Source organism: Pseudomonas sp. TE36184 (assembly GCF_054060055.1).
The window spans coordinates 2,333,592-2,352,106 of record NZ_JBSSCU010000001.1 but is presented as its reverse complement, the minus strand read 5'-3'; the positions used below and the strand labels follow the sequence as shown (position 1 = coordinate 2,352,106).

18 protein-coding genes are annotated in these 18,515 nt (G+C 62.0%); 12 read left to right on the top strand and 6 right to left on the bottom strand.

What is annotated here, in order from left to right; genetic code table 11:
• The first annotated feature begins 22 nt into the window (after positions 1–22).
• The 3 genes from ACVWZP_RS10255 (at position 23) to ACVWZP_RS10245 (ending at position 3,424) form a co-directional block, all read left to right on the top strand.
• A complete protein-coding gene (locus tag ACVWZP_RS10255; RefSeq protein ID WP_046384085.1) occupies positions 23–1,630 on the top strand; it encodes a bifunctional 3-(3-hydroxy-phenyl)propionate/3-hydroxycinnamic acid hydroxylase in 1,608 nt (535 codons plus the stop codon).
• Positions 1,627–2,406 (top strand): 2-keto-4-pentenoate hydratase, encoded by a 780-nt coding sequence (locus ACVWZP_RS10250; protein WP_128192040.1) that lies wholly within the window; start codon positions 1,627–1,629, stop codon positions 2,404–2,406. The genes ACVWZP_RS10255 and ACVWZP_RS10250 overlap by 4 nt, the downstream gene beginning before the upstream one ends.
• A gap of 76 nt (positions 2,407–2,482) precedes the next feature.
• Positions 2,483–3,424, top strand: a complete 942-nt coding sequence (locus tag ACVWZP_RS10245; protein ID WP_046384083.1) for a helix-turn-helix domain-containing protein — start codon at positions 2,483–2,485, stop codon at positions 3,422–3,424.
• A gap of 7 nt (positions 3,425–3,431) precedes the next feature.
• Here the strand turns inward: ACVWZP_RS10245 and ACVWZP_RS10240 are convergent, their stop codons facing one another.
• The 5 genes from ACVWZP_RS10240 to ACVWZP_RS10220 form a co-directional block, all read right to left on the bottom strand.
• Positions 3,432–4,352: an ABC transporter six-transmembrane domain-containing protein gene (locus ACVWZP_RS10240; protein WP_046384082.1), complete on the bottom strand. Its 921-nt coding sequence runs from the start codon at positions 4,350–4,352 to the stop codon at positions 3,432–3,434.
• Positions 4,340–4,702, bottom strand: a complete 363-nt coding sequence (locus ACVWZP_RS10235) for a hypothetical protein (RefSeq protein ID WP_057004881.1) — start codon at positions 4,700–4,702, stop codon at positions 4,340–4,342. The genes ACVWZP_RS10240 and ACVWZP_RS10235 overlap by 13 nt, the downstream gene beginning before the upstream one ends.
• A 293-nt stretch (positions 4,703–4,995) precedes the next feature.
• Entirely contained in the window at positions 4,996–6,099 is a 1,104-nt protein-coding gene (locus tag ACVWZP_RS10230) for an ATP-binding protein (RefSeq protein WP_046384080.1), read from the bottom strand.
• Positions 6,096–6,824 carry a response regulator gene (locus ACVWZP_RS10225; RefSeq protein ID WP_046384079.1) on the bottom strand — a complete coding sequence of 243 codons (729 nt, stop codon included), beginning with the start codon at positions 6,822–6,824 and terminating at the stop codon, positions 6,096–6,098. Before ACVWZP_RS10225 ends, ACVWZP_RS10230 begins: the two co-directional genes overlap by 4 nt.
• Before the next feature lie 189 nt (positions 6,825–7,013).
• A complete protein-coding gene (locus ACVWZP_RS10220) occupies positions 7,014–7,841 on the bottom strand; it encodes an AraC family transcriptional regulator (protein ID WP_026140022.1) in 828 nt (275 codons plus the stop codon).
• Positions 7,842–8,026: 185 nt separating this feature from the next.
• Between ACVWZP_RS10220 and ACVWZP_RS10215 the strand changes: the two genes are divergently transcribed.
• Genes ACVWZP_RS10215 through ACVWZP_RS10200 form a run of 4 tightly spaced genes read left to right on the top strand, consistent with a single transcriptional unit; the run spans position 8,027 to position 11,853 of the window.
• Entirely contained in the window at positions 8,027–9,166 is a 1,140-nt protein-coding gene (locus ACVWZP_RS10215) for a tyramine oxidase subunit B (protein WP_026140023.1), read from the top strand.
• A 31-nt stretch (positions 9,167–9,197) separates the two neighbouring features.
• Complete coding sequence (locus ACVWZP_RS10210) at positions 9,198–9,620, top strand: RidA family protein (RefSeq protein ID WP_017846980.1); 423 nt, start codon at positions 9,198–9,200, stop codon at positions 9,618–9,620.
• 57 nt (positions 9,621–9,677) lie between these two features.
• Positions 9,678–10,970 carry an NAD(P)/FAD-dependent oxidoreductase gene (locus ACVWZP_RS10205; RefSeq protein ID WP_079443277.1) on the top strand — a complete coding sequence of 431 codons (1,293 nt, stop codon included), beginning with the start codon at positions 9,678–9,680 and terminating at the stop codon, positions 10,968–10,970.
• Positions 10,971–11,004: 34 nt separating this feature from the next.
• Entirely contained in the window at positions 11,005–11,853 is an 849-nt protein-coding gene (locus ACVWZP_RS10200) for an alpha/beta fold hydrolase (RefSeq protein ID WP_046384077.1), read from the top strand.
• A 26-nt stretch (positions 11,854–11,879) separates the two neighbouring features.
• Here the strand turns inward: ACVWZP_RS10200 and ACVWZP_RS10195 are convergent, their stop codons facing one another.
• A complete protein-coding gene (locus tag ACVWZP_RS10195; protein ID WP_046384076.1) occupies positions 11,880–12,671 on the bottom strand; it encodes an IclR family transcriptional regulator in 792 nt (263 codons plus the stop codon).
• Between the two features lie 119 nt (positions 12,672–12,790).
• Between ACVWZP_RS10195 and ACVWZP_RS10190 the strand changes: the two genes are divergently transcribed.
• The 5 genes from ACVWZP_RS10190 to ACVWZP_RS10170 all read left to right on the top strand — a co-directional run bounded on the left by ACVWZP_RS10190 (position 12,791) and on the right by ACVWZP_RS10170 (position 18,514).
• Positions 12,791–13,600 (top strand): enoyl-CoA hydratase/isomerase family protein, encoded by an 810-nt coding sequence (locus ACVWZP_RS10190; protein ID WP_177030025.1) that lies wholly within the window; start codon positions 12,791–12,793, stop codon positions 13,598–13,600.
• A 2-nt stretch (positions 13,601–13,602) separates the two neighbouring features.
• Positions 13,603–15,690, top strand: a complete 2,088-nt coding sequence (locus ACVWZP_RS10185) for an acetate--CoA ligase family protein (RefSeq protein WP_046384074.1) — start codon at positions 13,603–13,605, stop codon at positions 15,688–15,690.
• Between the two features lie 179 nt (positions 15,691–15,869).
• Complete coding sequence (locus ACVWZP_RS10180) at positions 15,870–16,718, top strand: ABC transporter ATP-binding protein (RefSeq protein WP_108525689.1); 849 nt, start codon at positions 15,870–15,872, stop codon at positions 16,716–16,718.
• Positions 16,715–17,482: an ABC transporter permease gene (locus ACVWZP_RS10175; protein WP_046384073.1), complete on the top strand. Its 768-nt coding sequence runs from the start codon at positions 16,715–16,717 to the stop codon at positions 17,480–17,482. The genes ACVWZP_RS10180 and ACVWZP_RS10175 overlap by 4 nt, the downstream gene beginning before the upstream one ends.
• Before the next feature lie 36 nt (positions 17,483–17,518).
• Positions 17,519–18,514, top strand: coding sequence for an ABC transporter substrate-binding protein (locus ACVWZP_RS10170; RefSeq protein WP_046384072.1), 996 nt, complete (start codon positions 17,519–17,521; stop codon positions 18,512–18,514).
• Position 18,515: the final 1 nt, after the last annotated feature.

Genomic DNA, 18,515 nt, shown 5'->3' with positions numbered 1-18,515 from the left:
AACAAGAAAGCGGTGACTAGCGATGAAGCAGGACAAAACCCAGGTGGTCATTGTCGGCGGCGGCCCGAACGGGATCACCGCCGCACACTATATGGGGATGTACGGTATCGACTGCGTCGTCCTTGAACTGGCCGACGGCATCCTGCCTTATCCCCGCGCAGTTGGCATGGATGATGAAGCGCTGCGCGTGCTGCAGGGGATCGGCATTGCCGAGCTGGCCGCACGTGACATGATCTGCGATGTACCGCTGCGCTATTACAACGCGCGTGGCGTGTGTTTCGCCGAGGTCAAGCCGAGCGTCGCGCAGTACGGTTGGCCGATGCGGAACATCTTCATGCAGCAATTGCTCGAAGGCACCCTACGCGAACATCTCGTGCAGCACGCCAGCGTCCAATTGCGCCAGGGCCATGAACTGCTCGAACTGGAGCAGGACGAGCAGGGCGTGACCTTGCAGGTGCGCGATGCCCACGGCGAGCTCTACCAGTTGCAGGCGGACTATGTGATTGGCGCCGACGGCGGGCGTTCCACCGTGCGCAAACAGTTGGGCGTCGAACTGCTCGGGCTCACGCATCCGCGCAAATGGGTGGTGGTCGATACGGCCAACGACACCCTGGATGCGCCGTACACCGCCCTGCATGCCGATCCGCAACGGCCCTTCGTGTGCATCTACCTGCCTTATCAGCAGCGGCGCTGGGAGTTCATGCTGCTGGAGGGCGAAGACGAAGCGAAGATGTGCGACGAGGCGACGATTCGTGAACTGATCCGCGGCCATATCGGCGCGGCCGTGGATCAGTTGAACGTCATCCGGATCCGCGCTTACACCCACCACTCCCGCGTTGCGGCGCGGTTCGTCCAGGGGCGGGTCGCGCTGGTCGGCGATGCGGCGCATATTTCGCCGCCCTGGGCCGGGCAGGGGCTCAATTCCGGCCTGCGCGACGTGGCCAACGTGGCCTGGAAACTGGCGGCGATCATTCAGGGCCGCGCGGCGCCGTCGATCCTCGCCAGCTACGACCAGGAACGCCGCGGCCACGCCACCGAGCTGGTGGCGCTGGCCGACAACATGGGCGCCGTGCTGGGGTTGACCAACCCGCTGATGGCCGGCGTGCGCGACTGGCTGTTCCAGGCGGTCAACAGCGTCGACAACCTGCGCTCGCACCTCTTGGAATTCAAGTTCAAACCCAAGGCCACCATCACCCAAGGCCTGGTCTATCACGAGCGTGCCGAGCTGCGCGAAGACGATCTGGTCGGGCAACTGTTCGTGCAGCCTTATATCGAAGATGCCCAGGGCCAACGTCGGCGCCTCGACGACATGCTGGGCAACTCGTATGCCGTGCTGGGTTACCGTACCAATCCCCGGGCGCCACTGAGCGAGGACATGGCCGCGTATTGGGCGCGTTGGAACACGCGCTTTATCCAGGTCAACCGTTCGCGCAGCGGCGTGGGGCGCAACCAGCCGCTGACGGCGATGGACGCGATCAGTGTGGAGGACGTGGATAACCGGCTGGGCGAGTGGTTCTCCAAGGTGCGCGACTGCATCGTCGTGGTGCGTCCGGACCGCTTTGTCGCGGCCATTACCACCCCAGAGCGGCTGGACGGTGTATTGCGCAAGCTGGCGGAGCAACTGTCATGAGCACGCCCGACGATGTACTCGGCCAACTGCGCCAAGCGAGGCTCAGCGCTCATGCCATTGCACCTTTGGCACCGCAGGCGCTGGACCGGCAGCAAGGCTACGCGCTGTTGCGCCAGACCCTGGAGCGACGCGTGGCCGCCGGGGAGAAACCGAGCGGCTGGAAGGTCGCCTTCGCTGGCCGAGCCGCGCAAGCACGCTTTGCTCTCGACGAACCGGTGTACGGCGGCCTCACGGATGCGATGCAGGTCGAGCCGGGGAGTGCGGTGCCGTTGGCGCGGCTGATCCAGCCCAAGCTGGAGGTCGAACTGGCGTTCGTCTTCGGGCACGCGCTGGCGCCGGGGGACTACCGCGACCAGGACATTCTGACGGCCATCGCCGAGGTGGCGCCCGCGTTCGAAATCGCCGACTGCCGGTGGCAAGGCTGGCGTTTCGGGCTTGGCGCCTTCCTCGCCGATAACGCGGCGGCGGGGCTTTACTGTGTGGGGCCGAGGTCGCCGTTCGAGCCGCAACAGCATGCCTGCGTGCCCTATCGTCTGGAGCACGAAGGGGTTCACCTGGGCAGCGGCGATACGCAGGCTCGGGAAGACAACCCCCTGTTCAATCTGTGCTGGTTGGTGCGCCGGCTCCTGGCGGACGGTCACCGTATCGAGGCTGGGCAGGTGGTGCTGTCGGGCGCGTTGCTGGCACCGATCGATATACAGCCGGGAACCTATCGTCTGCAGATGCTTGGCACGGAACTGGCTTTGGTTTTCCAGGCGGACACTGTGCCCGTGTGAATGCCAGCTGCCGTCAGGGATGACTGAGCCCCCTTCAGGCCAATGACCAGACACAGGCCGCCGAGGAACGACGAATATGCTCGCTGAAGTCCGAACCTTCAATGATCCTCAACAGCACGCCGGCTCGATCCAGGGCTGGCAGCAGATCTACGACCAACTGGGCCGTGGCTGCCTCACCAGTGAACTGCGCCAGTTGTCCTGCGATCGCTTCCAGATTTTCCAGGAGGTGCTGGACAAGCGAGTGGTGCAGCATGGTTCCTCGCCCAAAGGCCGGTTGTGCGCCGCCATGTCATTGGGCAGCTCGCCGGTGGTGCAAGGGCAGCAAGTGGACGCGCAGAGCGTGGTGCTGCTGCGCGATTCAGAGGAGTTCGTATTGCATGCCCCGGAAGGCACGCATTTTTTCGCGATCAACGTCGACGCGGTACGCTTTGCCAAACTGGCGGCTTTCGAATTATCCGGCGAGCAGCTTAAACGCCTGACCACCGTGTCTCAGCTGCGTGTGGATGAGGCGTTACTGCTGCGTATACACCAGCGTATTCACCCGTTGTTTCGTCACCTTTTGGAACATACCGACGCGATCAGCGCCGTTTCGGAAAAGATCCTGGAAGATGAGCTGCTCGGCACCTTCCTGGACCTATTCACCCATGCCAGCGACGAGGTGCGTTGCCGGCGCGGCAATTTCGCCGTCAGTGCCTACCTGGTCCGGCGTTGCCAGGAGTTGATCGTTGCCAGTGGCGATACCCCGTTGAGCATCCTCGACCTGTGCGAGCAATTGCGCGTCAGCCGCAGGACCCTGCAGAACAGTTTTCAGGCGGTGACCGGCCTGCGCCCGGTCGAGTACCTGCGCAATCTGCGCCTCAACGCGGTCCGGCGGCGGTTGATCGCGACCGCGGCCAGCGAGAAAAACGTCGGTGAGGTCGCCGTGGCCATGGGCTTTTTTCACCTGAGTCACTTCGCGGCGCATTACCGCGAATTGTTTGGCGAGTCGCCCTCGGAAACGCGCAGGGCCGAGCGCTGATGCGCGATCAGTCTGCCGCTTCGCCAAGCCCGGGGTTCACGCGCTTGCCGATGTCCTTGAGCCGCGCCAGTTGGTCGATCATCGAGGGGGCTTCATCCAGGCAACTGACGAAAGTCCACAGGTAAGTCATCACCGCATAGATATGCCCGGCTTTTACGGCCGGCGACAATGCCAGTTGCGTGATGGCAACCACAAACAGCAGCGCCGCCAGGATGCCAATGAACAGGAAGGCGATGGCCTCACGGTCCGACAAGCGGATGCGCAGTCGCGACAGCAGGTGATAATGACGGTGCAGGGTATGCGCGCCGACGGCTTCCACCATGCCGATTTCCTTTTCCAGGCGATTGTTCAAGCGCTCATGCAAGCGCTGGTTACGCCGGGCGAAGCCGGGCATCACGGTGACGCACAGCAGCAGCGCGAGCAGGCATGCCACGCCAACCCATGGCTCGATCACCAGCAACATGCCGGCCGCGCCAATGATCGAGACCAGCGCGGTGGCGATGATCGGCACGTGCTTCTCGAAAAAGTCGACAAAGTCCCGCGCCAGCACCACCCGCGCCGCCGCCTTGGACGTGCTCTGGCGTTCCAGGCGCTGATTGAGGATCACCGGCACCGCAAGATCGGCGTAGATGCGCGTAAAGGTGCGCGTATCCAGCGCGCGCCGCGCCGCCCCCACCACCCAGAACCCCAGCACCACGCCGGCATAGAGCAATGCGCTGGCGGCATCGCCACGGATGATTGAGTCCACGGCAAACCCGGCAAACAGCGGGTAGGCGAGCAGCAGTGCATTTTCCAGCGCCACCAGCGACAAGGTCGCGAACAGCTTGCCGGGGTAGGCCCTGGCAATGGCCTTGAGGGTCTGGCTGGCGGATTGCTGACCGAGCTTTTTGCTTTCTTCGAGCACAATCCTAGGGGTTACGGACGGCATGGGCCACCTGTCGAGCGCATCATGGGAGGATAGATACCGCGGGCGACGCCGAGCAGATAGCGCGCCTCCTCGGTCATCAATAACAAATTGATCTGCACTTCTTCGATAACGATTTCCAGGGCGATCAATATGCAAATGGCCGGCGCTGCAATCAGCCAGTGACAATAAGACTGTGTGATCAACGACGCGCACACACCAATCAACCACAACGCCAATACGCAATGCGGCGCGTACTTCTGCAGGGGAATCCAGAAGCGCTGCAACTTTCGCAGTTTGAGTGTGTAGAGCGTCAGTGACGCTTCCAGCTGTTTGGAGTCAACAAGGGGGCGAGCGGAATGCAGAGTCGGCATAACAATTGTCCGCGTAAAACATTGAACGTCATTTGCCAGGTGTTGCTTCATTATCCCGGCGCCCGTGGCCTGGAAGGGTTTGATTGAACCAGGCAAGATTGATTGCTGTGACTTCGACCCATTCGCCCTGAGTTGGCATCCTTTCGCAGCTCTTGAACGCGATACAACGTCCTTGTGAGTTCAATAAGGCAAAGTGGCGATATTTCGTGGCTCTATTAACTATAAAAATAGAGAGGCGCATGCCATCACCTTTGTCGGTTTGAATATTCAAGCGGGTTTGGCGTTATATGCAGTTACACCTCAGTAGACTCCGTGTAGGTATCCAGGCTTTGCGTTGTTGTTGGCCAACTGAGTTCAAACACGGTGCCGCCATTAATCGATGTCCGACAGCTCACCGTGCCGCCATGGGCGATGGCAATCGCGCGCACCACGGCCAGGCCCAGCCCACTGCCTCCCTGGGCACGGGAGCGAGAACTTTCGCCGCGCTGGAACGCATCGAAAATATGCGTCGCGAACGCATCGTCCACCCCCGGCCCTTCATCCGTGACTCTCAGGAAGTTGCGCGAGCGTTGGCTGCCGAGTTGCACCCAGACGTTGCCCGGCGTCGCATGCCGGCGGATGTTGTCCAGCAGCGCCAGCAACGCCTGGCGAATCCGCGCGCGGTCACAGCGTATCGGGCCTTTGAGCAGGTCCAGGTGCAGCACGAAGCCGGCGCTGCGCAAGCTCGATTCGAACAACCGTGCTTCGGCTTCCAGGTCGGCGGCCAGGTCGGCGTAGTCGGGTTCGAGCTTGAGGTAGCCGCTGTCTCCCAGGCCGACCACGCGCAAGTCTTCAACCAGGCGCGTCAACCCTTCCACTTGCGTCAGCAGGCTATAGAACTGCGCGGTGTCCGGTTCGAACACACCTTCGGCCAGCCCCTGCAGGCGGCCGCGCAAGATGGTCAGCGGCGTGCGCAACTCATGGGCGATCGCTGCGTTCCAGAACGCCTGTTCTTCGGCCATGCGTTTCAGTCGGTTGGCCATGCTGTTGAAGTCATCCACTAATAAGGCGGCTTCGCCCAAGGATTGATCCGGCGCCACTGCGCGGGCATCCAGGTCGCCATCGGCCAGCCTGCGCAGGCTGGCCGCCACCGAGTTCAAGGGCATCAGAATGCGCCGGGACAACTTGATCGCCGCTGCGACGCCGACACCCAGGCTGACGCAGGTGATCAGGCTCATCCAGGCCCACTCCATGCCGCTGGGCAGCCACTCATCCATTTCCGCGTCGCTCAGCGGAGCAAACGACCACAGCAACCCATAAAAGACATAGGTCCCGACAATCGCCAGGGTTATCACACACAGGACCACGGCCGACATCGACAGGATAATCTGCCGACTCAAGCTGTTGGCGCCTTTCATGGCAGGCTCCCGAACCGGTAGCCGACCCCGCGGATACTGGCCGGTACGCCTTGCAGTCCGAGGTCCTCGATTTTCCTGCGCAATTTGCTGATATGGCTGTCGACCGTGCGCTCCAGGCTGTCGCTCTCGGGCGAACAGAGGGCCAGCAACTCGGCGCGGCTAAACACGCGCCGGGGCGCCTTTGCCAATTGCGCGAGTAACTTGAATTCGGTCACGGTCAGGTTCAATGGGTGTTTCTGCCCATCGATGCTGACGCTCACGTCATGGTTGTCGATGTCGATTTCGAAGGCGTCCACGCGCAGCACGCTGCGCCCCGTCAAATAGCCATTGTCGATGCAGCGGCGCAGCACCGCCTGGGTTCTGGCGACGACCTCGGCCGGGTTGAACGGCTTGACGATGTAATCGTCGGCGCCAATACGCAGCCCCATGAGTTTGTCCACGTCCTGGTCCTGTGCGGTCAGCATGATGACCGGCGTGTTGCCGCGGTGACGAACCTCCGCCAGTACCATCCAGCCATCCAGTTTCGGCATCAGTACATCGAGCAGCACCAGGTCGGGCTTGAGCGTTTGATGCAGTTCGAGTGCGCGACGGCCATCCTGCGCATGCGCGGTTTGAAAGCCGGCGCGTTTGAGATAGGCCGTGAGGATATCGGCGATTTCCGGTTCGTCTTCGGCGATCAGGATCAGTGCCTGATTAGCGGTTGATGCAACGAGTGATTCGGTCATGTTCTGCTCGGTCGATGTGCCCTGTGCTACCGGGCCATGCTGCAACGGCGCGCGGTTTTCTGGCAACGGGTTGGATGATGCACGGCAAGCATGCACTTTCAGCGTAGGTTTTATGGAGAAATGATGGAGACGCAGGTTTATTTTTCGTCGCGCGGAGGAGGGGGGTGAACGCTGCCTGATGCGGCGCGTTCAGGCGAAGCTGATGCGGTCGCTGTAGGCGTTCTGCACAATCTTGCGCTGGTAGTCACAGGGCGTCGTACTGACCAGCTTCTTGAAGTCGCGCAGGAAGTGTGACTGATCGGAGAAGCCCAGGTCCAGCGCCAGTTCCGAGAAGGATACATCGTGCTGGGTGTTCAATGTTTCCAGGGCCGCCTGGCAGCGAATGATGCGACAAAAGATCTTCGGCGACATGCCGGTGTCCTGGCTGAACTGGCGATGGATGGTGCGGCTGGTGTAGCCGCTGAGGTCTTCAAGCTGCTGAATGCGCAGGTCACCGCGATGCACCAGGGCCTGTTGAATCACCATCGCCGTCAGTTTCGAGGTCCTGCCCATCAGGCGCGGGGCCAGGTAGTCATTGAACAGCCTCATCTGCTCTTCCAGCCGTGGGGTTTGCACGATGTTCTCGAACATGCGCTGGGCAAACCCCGAGACCTTGAGCAGATCCAGCTCCTGTTCGGTCAGGTCCGCGGCCAGCACATTGATGAAGCCTGGAATGACCCCCGGTGAAAAGCGCACGCCAAAGTAGTGATGATGCTGGTGCAGTTCGACGCGCTGCGCCTCCAGCGGCGTGCCGCAGATCCGCACGGTGGGACGTGTGGCATCGCAGTCGAAAACGATGTCCACGCAGCCATCCGGCACCGCCAGCACGTCGGTCGATTGGGCGACATCGAAGGCATAGAAATGCGAGATCGCCGGGTGTTCGGAAGGCATCACCGAATACCGCGATGAGTTGAGTACGAACCAGGGTTGTTCGTAGGCGGTTGGGTGCCGCGGCCTCGGCGCACACAGGTTGACCATGACGGAACCTTCGATTGGCAATATGCGCGAATATTCAGGCATTTATCGCGCCAACTCAGGTGCCCGCGGCAAGCGCCGATGTCCGAAATTTACAATACCGCCGATAAGCCCAGCCCGATACTCGGACTCGACAGCGTGGGAGCCGCGCCTACCGCAGCGATATCACCTTCAGCCCGAGAATAATTATGTCCACGACTACAAAAATAGACTTCATTTACCTGTCCGAGCAGGACATGATCCGCGCTGGCGTCACCGACATGCTTGCCTGTGTCGACACCATGGAAGAGATGTTCGGCCTGCTGTATATCGGCGACTACCGCATGGCGGGCCCGAACAACGATTCCCACGGCGCGATGGTGATTTTCCCCAAGGAATCACCCTTCCCGAACATGCCCAAACCCACCGCTGACCGACGCATGATGGCGATGCCAGCCTACCTGGGCGGCAACTTCTGCACCGCCGGCGTGAAGTGGTACGGCTCCAACATCGCCAACCGCGACAAAGGCCTGCCGCGCTCGATCCTGATGTTCACGCTCAACGACCCCGACACGGGCGCACCGCTGGCGCACATGTCGGCCAACCTGCTGTCGGCGTATCGCACCGGCGCGATTCCCGGCGTGGGCGCGCGCCACCTGGCCCGCAAGGATGCCAAAGTCGTCGGCCTGCTGGGCCCGGGGGTGATGGGCAAGACCACGCTGGCCGCTTTCATCGCGGTGTGCCCGCAGATCGATACCTTGAAGATCAAGGGACGCGGCGAGAAAAGCCTCAACGATTTTATTGCCTGGGTAAAGCAAACCTACCCACAGGTGACCACGATAAAAGTCGTCGACACCCTCGAAGATGTGGTCCGCGACGCCGACCTTGTTACTTATTGTAGCTCCGGTGAGGTCGGCGACCCCTCGAACTACCCAATCGTTAAGCGTGAGTGGGTCAAACCGGGCGCCTTCATGGCGATGCCGGCGTCCTGCTCCCTGGATGAAGGCATGGAGAGCTCCGAGGTGCGCAAGGTGCTGGATAACACCGGCCTCTATGAAGCCTGGTTCGAAGAGTTGCCCAAGCCCGCGCACCACTGCGTGCCGGTGATCGGTGTGCGGTTCATGGACATGATCGCCGAAGGCAAGATGCAGCGCGACGAGCTCGAAGACATCGGCAAGATCGTTGCCGGCGATGCCCAGGGCCGCCGGAACGATGAAGAGATCATCATCATGTCGGTGGGCGGCATGCCCGTGGAAGACGTGGCCTGGGGCACGGTGGTGTACCGCAATGCCATCGCAAAAGGCATCGGCGTGAAACTGAATCTGTGGGAAACCCCCGCGTTGCGCTAAGCCACCCTTATCCATCTGAAGAGGCAACGACATGACCAAAATCATCAAGCTCAAGACCGGTTCCCCGTTTGAAGACCAAGCCAGCTATTCACGCCTGGTGGTGGTGGACAACTGGATCTATGTCTCCAATACCGCAGGCCGCAACCCGCAAACCAAGTTGATCCCCGAGGACATCCTCGAACAGACGCATCAGGTATTCGCCAACATCGAAACGGCCCTCGCCGCCGTCGACGCCAGCCTGGCCGATGTGGTGTGCTCGCGGGTGTTCATCCAGGACCCCAAGGACGTTCCGGCGGTCATGGGCCTGATCGGCGAGAAGTTTCGCGGTGTCGATCCGGCCAGTACCGTGACCTGCCCGCCGTTGGGCTCGACGGTCTACAAGGTGGAACTGGAAGTGACGGCCTATCGCAACGCCTCCAAGGCGCAGGTCGAAGTCATCCGCCTGTCGCAATGACCGCTACGCGGCCGTGCGCTTGCGCGGCCGACCTCAATCGCTCACAGAGTCTTGATCATGGCCCCGACTATAGCGCCCGTGAACACGTCAACCACGTTCCCCTTCGCGACGTCCGTCGTCATCATTGGCGGCGGGATTATCGGCTTGACGGCTGCGCTGACATTGGCCGAACGCAATATCGCGGTGGTGGTGCTGGAAAAAGGCCGTATCGCCGGCGAACAGTCCTCACGCAACCTCGGCTGGGTGCGCAAGACCAGCCGGCACGCCGCCGATATCCCCTTGGCCCTCGCCGCAGATCGCTTGTGGGCGCAGATGCCTGAGCGGGTCGGCGCCGACGTCGGGTATCGGCAAGAGGGCATCATGTTCCTGGGCCGCAACGAGGCGCAGATGGCGATGCATGAAAGCTGGCTGAAATCGGTCGAACATCTGTCCCTCGACTCGCGGTTGCTGAGCCAGCGCGAGATCGCGCAACGGGTGCCGGGCGGCGTGGCTGACTGGGCCGGCGGTATCTTTACGCCATCCGATGCGCGGGCCGAGCCGACCCTGGCCAGCAGTGCGATCGCCAAGGCGGCCATGGCCAAGGGCGTGGTGATCATCGAGCAGTGTGCGGTGCGTACACTGCAGATGTCCGCCGGCAAGGTCAGTGGGGTGGTCACTGAAAAGGGCGAGATTCGCTGCGATCAGGTATTGCTGGCCGGGGGGATGTGGTCGCGGCGTTTTTTGGGCAACCTCGGCGTGGCGTTGCCGACCTTGGCCTTGACCTGTTCGGTGCTGCGCACACATCCGATGGACGGGCCTACGGAGATCGCCGTGGGCGCGCCGGACTTTTCCTTTCGCAAGCATAAGGACGGCGGTTTCATCATTACCCAACGCGGCAAATTGGACGCCTACCTGACCCTCGATCACCTGTTGCTCGCCAAGCAATACATGCCGCAGTTTCGTGCGCAGCGCAGCGTGTTGAACGTGTCGCTGGGCAAGTATTTCTTTAACGACCTGGCGCTGGCCCGGCGTTGGTCGGCCGACAGTATCAGCCCGTTCGAACGGGTACGGGTGCAGGACCCGGCCGCCAACCCGCGGCTCAACAACGATGCGATGAACAACCTCAAGGCCGCCTGGCCGGTATTCGAGCAGGCGCGGATCGCCCAGGCCTGGGCGGGCACCATCGACGTGACGCCGGACTCGAACCCGGTGATTGGGCCGGTCGCGCAAATTCCCGGGTTGACCGTCGCCACCGGTTTCTCGGGGCACGGTTTCGGTACCTCGCCGGCGGCCGGCCATCTGGCGGCGGATATCGTCAGCGGGGATACCCCGATCATCGATCCGAGCCCGTATCGTTTCGATCGTTTCTAAGCCGGCCCAAGCCCAGCCTTCATGGAGCACAACGATGTCGCCTGCCAGCTGTTTTTTTACTAATCGCACAGGCTTGCGCCTGCATTTTCTGCAATGGGGCGCGCCGAGCGGCGTGCCTCTGGTTCTGCTGCACGGCTTGCGGGCCTATGCGCAGACCTGGGAGTCGCTGGTGCAGGCGTTGGGCCCCGGTTACTGCGTTTACGCCCTGGACCAGCGCGGTCGCGGGTTGAGCGATTGGGCCACGCCGAGCAGCTACCACACGCAATCTTATGTGGAGGATGTGGAGGACTTCGTCGCCCACCTCGGTTTGCAACGCTTCGTGTTGCTGGGGCATTCGCTGGGTGGCGCCAATGCCCTTGAATATGCGCGGCAAAACCCAGGGCGTTTGCACGGGCTGATCATCGAAGACATCGGTCCCGGCTCTTCGAGCCAGGGCGACGGCGCGGCGCGTATTCGCCGTGAAATGAGCCAGACGCCGTTGCACTTCGACAGCTGGGCGAGCGCCCGCGCTTTCTGGCAGGCGTCGCGCCCGGGCTTGTCGGAGCAGGGCCTCGCTTCCAGGCTGGCGCATTCGATGAAAGAGCACGAAGGGCTGATCAGCTGGCGGCACGATCAGCAAGGCATCGCCGAGGCGCGCCTGAGCATCGAGCCGACCGACCTGTGGCCGGCGGTGCGGGCCTTGGACTGCCCGACCCTGTTCATTCGTGGCGGGCGTTCGGACTTCCTGCCCACCGCGACGCTGCAGGCGATGCGTGACAGCAATCGGCAGGTGCAGACGGTGGAAGTCGCGCACGCCAGTCACTATGTCCACGACGATCAGGGCGAGACGTTCAACCGGCTGGTCGCTGACTTTCTCGCCAGCCTCACGACTCCCAGCCCATGAAGGCAAGCGCGCACCGGCACTGACGTTTACGCCGCATCGAGACTGGCGCGGATCTTGTCCGCCAGCGCCAGCAACGGCGCGGCATACTGCGCGACCACCGCTTCGATCGGCTGCGGGGTCGACACGCTGATATTCAAAATGTGGTCCTGATAATTGCGTATGCCGAGTGGGGTCGAAATAGCCACCACCTCGGCCTGCCAGGACGCCGCGCAATACCCGCGAAGGCGGATGCTTTCATCGGCCTCGGCGATCTCGGCCGCCAACCCCTCCCATCTGGCGTCGCAGCGCCTGGCCTTGAACAGCGCCAGCAGCGCTTGCTGTTTCTGCGTTGGAATCGTCGCCAGGTAAGCGCGTCCCAGCGAGGTGAACTCCATGGGTACCCGTTGCCCGGTTTGTACGGTGCGTGGCGTGTTCTTGCGACTCAGGCGGATCGACTCCAGGTAAATCATTTCATCGCGGTCGGCGGCGGCCAACCCGACATTCACCCGGAGTGCATGAGCCGCCTCGCGCATCAGTGGCGCGGCGCGCTGAATCAGTGAACTGCTGTTGTACATGGCGTTGCCCAAGCAAAGCGTGGCGGGCGCGAGGCGATAGGCGCTGCGCTGGCCGTCGTACACCAGCATCCCGCTGTGAATCAGCGTCTGGGTCAAGCGACTGATGGTCGACTTGGACAAACCCGTGCGCTCGCTGATATCGCCATTCCCCAGGTACTCGGTGCCCGCGCGAAAGGCCCGCAGAATCTCGAGGCCCCGCTCAAGCGAGCGGTTGAGGGGCGCCTTGCCCGCACCGGGTCTGTCCAGGCCGTCATCCTCTCTCATCGTGTTCCACCCAGTGGAATTGGCGGATTGTTAATCATGGGGAGCTCCATAGACTCGGATCAGCGCAAGGCCTTTCAGTTTGGGCCGCTGCCATGCCAACAACAAGAGAGAGATTCCCCATGACGATGTTGCAAAGTGTTACTTCGCCGATCCACATGACCGTTGATGACGACGGTATCGCCGTGCTCACGCTCAACCGCCCCGAGGCGCGTAATGCGATCAGCGACGAGATGCGCAGCCAGATGATCGAGCTGCTGGAGGAGGTCGCCGCGAACCGCGCGATTCGCGCACTCATCATCACCGGCACCGGCAAGGGTTTCTGCGCCGGAGGCGACATCAAAGGCATGGAAAAGCGCATGAGTGCGCCGGCGGGCGAGGTGGCCTACAACGGTTGGAAGCGCCAGCAGCGCGTGCATCATGCGGTGTCCCTGTTGCTCAACCTGCCCAAGCCGACGCTCGCCGCGGTCAACGGCGCCGCCACGGGCCTGGGGTGCGACCTGGCGTTGAGCTGCGATTTCGTGGTGTCCTCGCGGCAAGCCAGTTATGCGATGAGCTACATCGCACGGGGCCTGATTCCCGACGGCGGTGGCTTGTATCTGCTGCCGCGTCGCGTCGGGCTGCCCAAGGCCAAGGAGCTGATCTATACCGGGCGCACCGTGCAGCCTGAAGAAGGTTTGGCGATCGGCCTGGTGGACCGGCTGGTGGAGCATGACGACCTGCTTGTGGAGGCCCGGCGCTGGGCCCTTGAGTTATCCGCCGGCTCGGCCACTGCGCTGGCCTTGAGCAAATCCATCCTGAACAACAGCTTCGAACTCACCCAGGCCCAGGTATTGGCCATGGGCAGCCAGGCCCAGGGCATCTGCTACACCTCCGCCGAGCACCAGGCATCGGTCGCCGCTTTTCTGGCGGCCAAGGCGAAGAGGGGGTGAGCATGGACAGCATTTCCCGCCTGATGAACCCACGCAGTGTCGCCGTGATCGGCGCCTCCGGGGACGCGCAAAAAACCTCCGGCAGACCCATCGCGTTCTTGCGTAAACATGGCTTCGCCGGCCGCTTGTACCCGGTCAATCCACGCTACGCCGAGATCGATGGGTTGACGTGCTATCCCAACATCGCCGCATTGCCGGAAGTGCCGGACGCCGCCATCATCCTGCTCGGCCCCGAACGCGCCAACCAGGCCGTGGCCGAATTGGCGGCCATGGGCACGCCGGCGGCCATCGTGCTTGCCGGTGGTTATGGCGAAGCCGGCGAGGAGGGCATCGCGCGCCAGCAAGCCTTGCAAGCCGCGCGAGGCAACATGCGCGTGTTGGGGCCGAACACCATCGGCCTGATCAACCTCACTCAAGGCATCACCCTGTCTGCCAGCGGCGCACTTGATCAGGAGGCGTTGCGGGCCGGCAATATTGCGGTGATTTCGCAAAGTGGCGGGATTCTCGGCTCTATCCTGTCCCGTGGCGCAGCTGCCGGCATCGGCTTTTCAAAGCTGGTGGCAACCAGCAACGAGGTCGATCTGGACGTCGCCGATTTCGTCGATTACCTGGTGGATGACGCGGCAACCGACGTTATCGCCCTGTATCTGGAAGGGCTTCGCGACACGGCCAAGTTCAGCCGTGCCGCGCTCAAGGCGCGCGCTGCCGGCAAACCGATCGTCGTCTTCAAGGTCGGACGTTCCGAGGCCGGTGCCCGCTCGGCGGCGTCCCATACCGGCGCCCTGGCCGGTGCCGACGCGCTCTACGATGTCTACTTCAAACAATTGGGCATTGTTCGCGCCCAGACCTTTGCCGACTTGCTCGACCTGCCTTTCGCACTGGCCAGCCGGCGCACGATGGCGGGCAATCGCGTGGCGATTCTGACCTCCACAGGCGGCGCCGGCACGCTGATCGCAGATGCCCTGGGCGCCAGCGGGTTCGACACCCCACCGCCGGGCGACGCCACCGCCGCGCGTTTGCGCGATCTCGACATCGGCGACCAGGCCGTGCTGGATCGCAACCCCATCGACCTGACGCTGGCCGGCCTGCAGCCGCATATCATGCAGCAGGCCATGTGCATCCTGCTGGAAAGCACGGACTACGACGCGGTCATCAGCGTGGTGGGGTCGTCCGGCGTCGCCCGCCCGACATTGATGGCGGATGCAATCCGCGACAGTCAGCGCGACAGCTGCAAGCCGGTCCTCGCCTATGTCAGTCCTTATGCACCGCAAGCCTTGCTGCGCATCAACAGCAACCAAGGCATCGCCTTTACCGCGCCTGAGGCGTGTGCCAGTGCGTTGCTGGCCTTGAAAGGCCACAGCGCTGTCGAGCCGTGCGCGGCGCCGACGCAAGCGCGCAATCAAGCCATGACCGCGACGGAAGTTGAGCAATTGCCGAGCGGCACCCTGGATGAACGGCACAGCAAGGCGCTGTTCAGCCGCTTTGGCGTGCCGGTCACCCGCGAACGGGCGGTTGAGCATACGAGCCAGGCAATAGACGCCGCTCGTGCGCTCGGCCCCAAGGTTGTGCTGAAGGTGCTCTCCGAGCGCATTCCCCACAAAACCGAAGTGGGCGGCGTCGCGCTCGGTCTTACCGAACACACCATTGGCCAGGCGCTGGAACACATGCGCGGCGTGGTCGCGGACAAGGTGGGGTTTGTCCCCGAGCGCTTTCTGGTTCAGGAGATGGTCAGCGGCGGCCACGAGCTGATCCTGGGCTTCCATCGAGACCCGCAACTGGGGCCTGCGTTGCTACTGGGGATGGGCGGTGTCAGCGCCGAACTGCTGCGGGACACCAGCATGAGGCTGCTGCCGATCAGCCGCAACGACGCGCAGGCAATGCTCAGAGAACTGAAAACCTTTGCGCTGCTCGACGGCTATCGCGGCGCCCCCAAGGCGGATATCGGTGCGCTTGTCGACTGCATCATGGCCTTCGCCGATATGGCAACGACCTTGGGCACCAAGCTCCACGAAGCCGAAATCAACCCTTTGCGCGTGTTCGCGCAAGGGCAGGGTGTCAGGGCGGTGGATGGCCTGGCACTGCTGGCGTGAGGCAGCACCTGTTCCACTCTGTGGAATAGGTGGATTGACCCTCACAGCCCCGGTTTCATAATCAAGACAGCTTCATCAACGACTCATAAAAACAAGTAGGTCGCTATGAACGTACTCAACTGCACATCGAACCAACGGCTCCCTCTGGGCAACCTGCATTTTCAGAGAAGGAGCCCATCATGCCTGTCGCATTAAAAGCCATCACCACGCCAGCTGGCGCGGAACGGGATGAGCGCGCGTCGGCGCTGATCCAATTTATCGGTGTTTCCAAATCCTTCACGGTCAAGGGCGTGGCCAAACAGGCATCCCACAGCATCAACCTGTCGATCGAGAAGGGTGAAGTGGTCACCGTGGTCGGGCCATCGGGATGTGGTAAATCCACACTGCTGAACATGGTCGCGGGGCTGTTCGCGCCCACCGAAGGGCAGGTGGTCTACAACGGCAAAGCCGTATGCGGGGTCAATGGCCGTACCGGCTACATGACCCAGAGCGACCACTTGCTGCCCTGGCGCGATGTGGTCGGCAACATTGCCGTGCCCCTGGAAATCCAAGGCATGCCCAAGGTGCAACGGCGCGAGCGTATTCAGGAACTGATCAAACTGGTCGGTCTTGAAGGCTTCGAAAAATCCTACCCCAGCCAACTGTCCGGCGGCATGCGCAAACGTGCGGCGCTGGCCCGCCTGCTCGCCTATGACCCGGAAACGCTGCTGATGGACGAGCCTTTCGCGGCATTGGATGCGCAACTGCGCATGCGTATGCAGACCGAGCTGATTCGGCTCAGCCGGCGCTTGAACAAGACCGTGATCTTCGTGACTCACGACTTGGATGAAGCCGTCGCCCTGGGGGATCGCTGCCTGATCTTCGCCGGCCGGCCCGGCACCATTGTCAAGGACGTGCCGATCCCGCTGGGCGAGGAGCGCAACATTCTCCAACTGCGCAAGGACCCCAGGTACCACCAGCTTTGCGGCGATTTGTGGGACTTCATGACCCCGTCTTTGAACGATGCAGCGGAGGGTAACCGAGCATGAATATATTCCTTGGACGTCTGGCGATCTTCATCACACTGTTCGCCACGTGGGAGCTGTCATCGGGGCCGTTGATCGATCCCTTTTTCGTCAGTTCTCCCAGTGAAATCGCCGGCAAGTTCTACGAGCTGGTGATCAGCGGAAGGCTGTTTTCCCATGGTGGGATCACGGTGGTGGAAACCCTTGCCGGCTTCGTGCTCGGGGCGACGGTCGGGATCGGGGTGGGGTTGCTGTTGGGCCGTAACGAATTGCTGGCCAAGCTGCTCGATCCGATCCTCGTGTCGATCTATAGCTTGCCGAAAGTGGCCCTGGCCCCGCTGTTCATCATGTGGTTCGGCATCGGGATCGAGATGAAGATCATCCTGACCGCCACCATCGTGTTCTTCCTTGTCTTCCTCAACACCTACAGCGGCGTGCGAGCGGTCGACCGCGAGCAGCTGGAGATCCTGCGCTTGATGGGCGCACGCGAGCATCACTTGATCACCAAGGTGGTGTTCCCTTCGGCCATCCAATGGGTATTCACCGGGCTCAAGCTCTCGGTGCCTTACGCGCTGATCGGGGCCATCGTCGGCGAAATCATGGCGTCCAATCGTGGGCTCGGCTATCTGCTGCAAGATGCGGCGGGGCAGTTGGACACCGCTGGGGTGTTCGCCGCGTTGGTCGCCATCATCGCTCTGGCGCTGCTGCTGCAAGCGATCGTGCGTATGGTCGAGACACGCCTGATGCCATGGAAAAAAGATCTGGGTGATCGTGAAGCTTCGGTTTGACCTGTTCATAACTCACAAGAAAATACAGGTGTACGCATGTCTATTAAAAAACTGATCGCAAAGGCGGGCCTTGTCGCTTCGTTGCTGGCTGGCGCCACTGGCGCTTATGCGCAGGATATAAAAGTTGCCCTGGGCACCGATGGGTTCGTGCATATGCCGCTGTTCGTGGCGGTGGATGGCGGCTATTTCAAGAAGCAGGGGATGAATGTCGAACTCGTCAAGTTCAAGGGCGGCGGTGCCGCGACCTCGGGCCTGGCCAGTCGAACCGTCGAGTTCTGTTCCTGTGCGATCCAGAACTCGATCAACGCGAAATTGAAGGGCGCCGACTTGACCCTGCTGGGCCGGCTGGTGGGGCAGTACGCAAGCAACGTGGTGATCAGCCAGAAGAAAGCCGACCAACTGGGCCTGACCGCGCAAACGCCGATGGAGCAGCGGCTGAAAGCGATGAAGGGCTTGAAGATTGCGGTCAGCGGCGCGGGCGGCAGTGCTGATTTCCTGGTGCGGTTTCTCGGTGAAAAAGGCGGCCTTTCGGCAGAAAAGGACTTCACGTTGTTATACCTGAACAGTGCCAGCGCCATTCTGACGGCATTCGCCCAGGAACGTATCGACGGTTTCGCACTGTCCTCTCCGACCTCGGACAGCGCCATTATCGAACACAAAGGTTTCACCCTGTTGGATATGGCCGAAGGGCAGGTCAAGGAGCTTGATGGTTATCCCTCCATCGCCTTGAGTGCGCGCAAGCAATGGGCCGATGAAAACCCGCAGACGGTGAAGACATTCCTGGACGCGCTGGCGCAAGCGACGACGCTGATCAACGAGCACCCTGAGCAAGCCATGAAACTGGTGCGCGCGCGCTTTGAAGGCACGCCGGATAACGTGTACGCGGCGGCCTGGGCCTCCAACAAACACTCATTTCCTCAAACGCCTTATCTGAGCGAGGAAGACGTCGCCCGGGCGATTGCGTTTCTCGGCAAAGTCCAAGGTCAATCGATTCCCGGCAAGGCCGGCGACTACATGACCGCGATGCACTGAC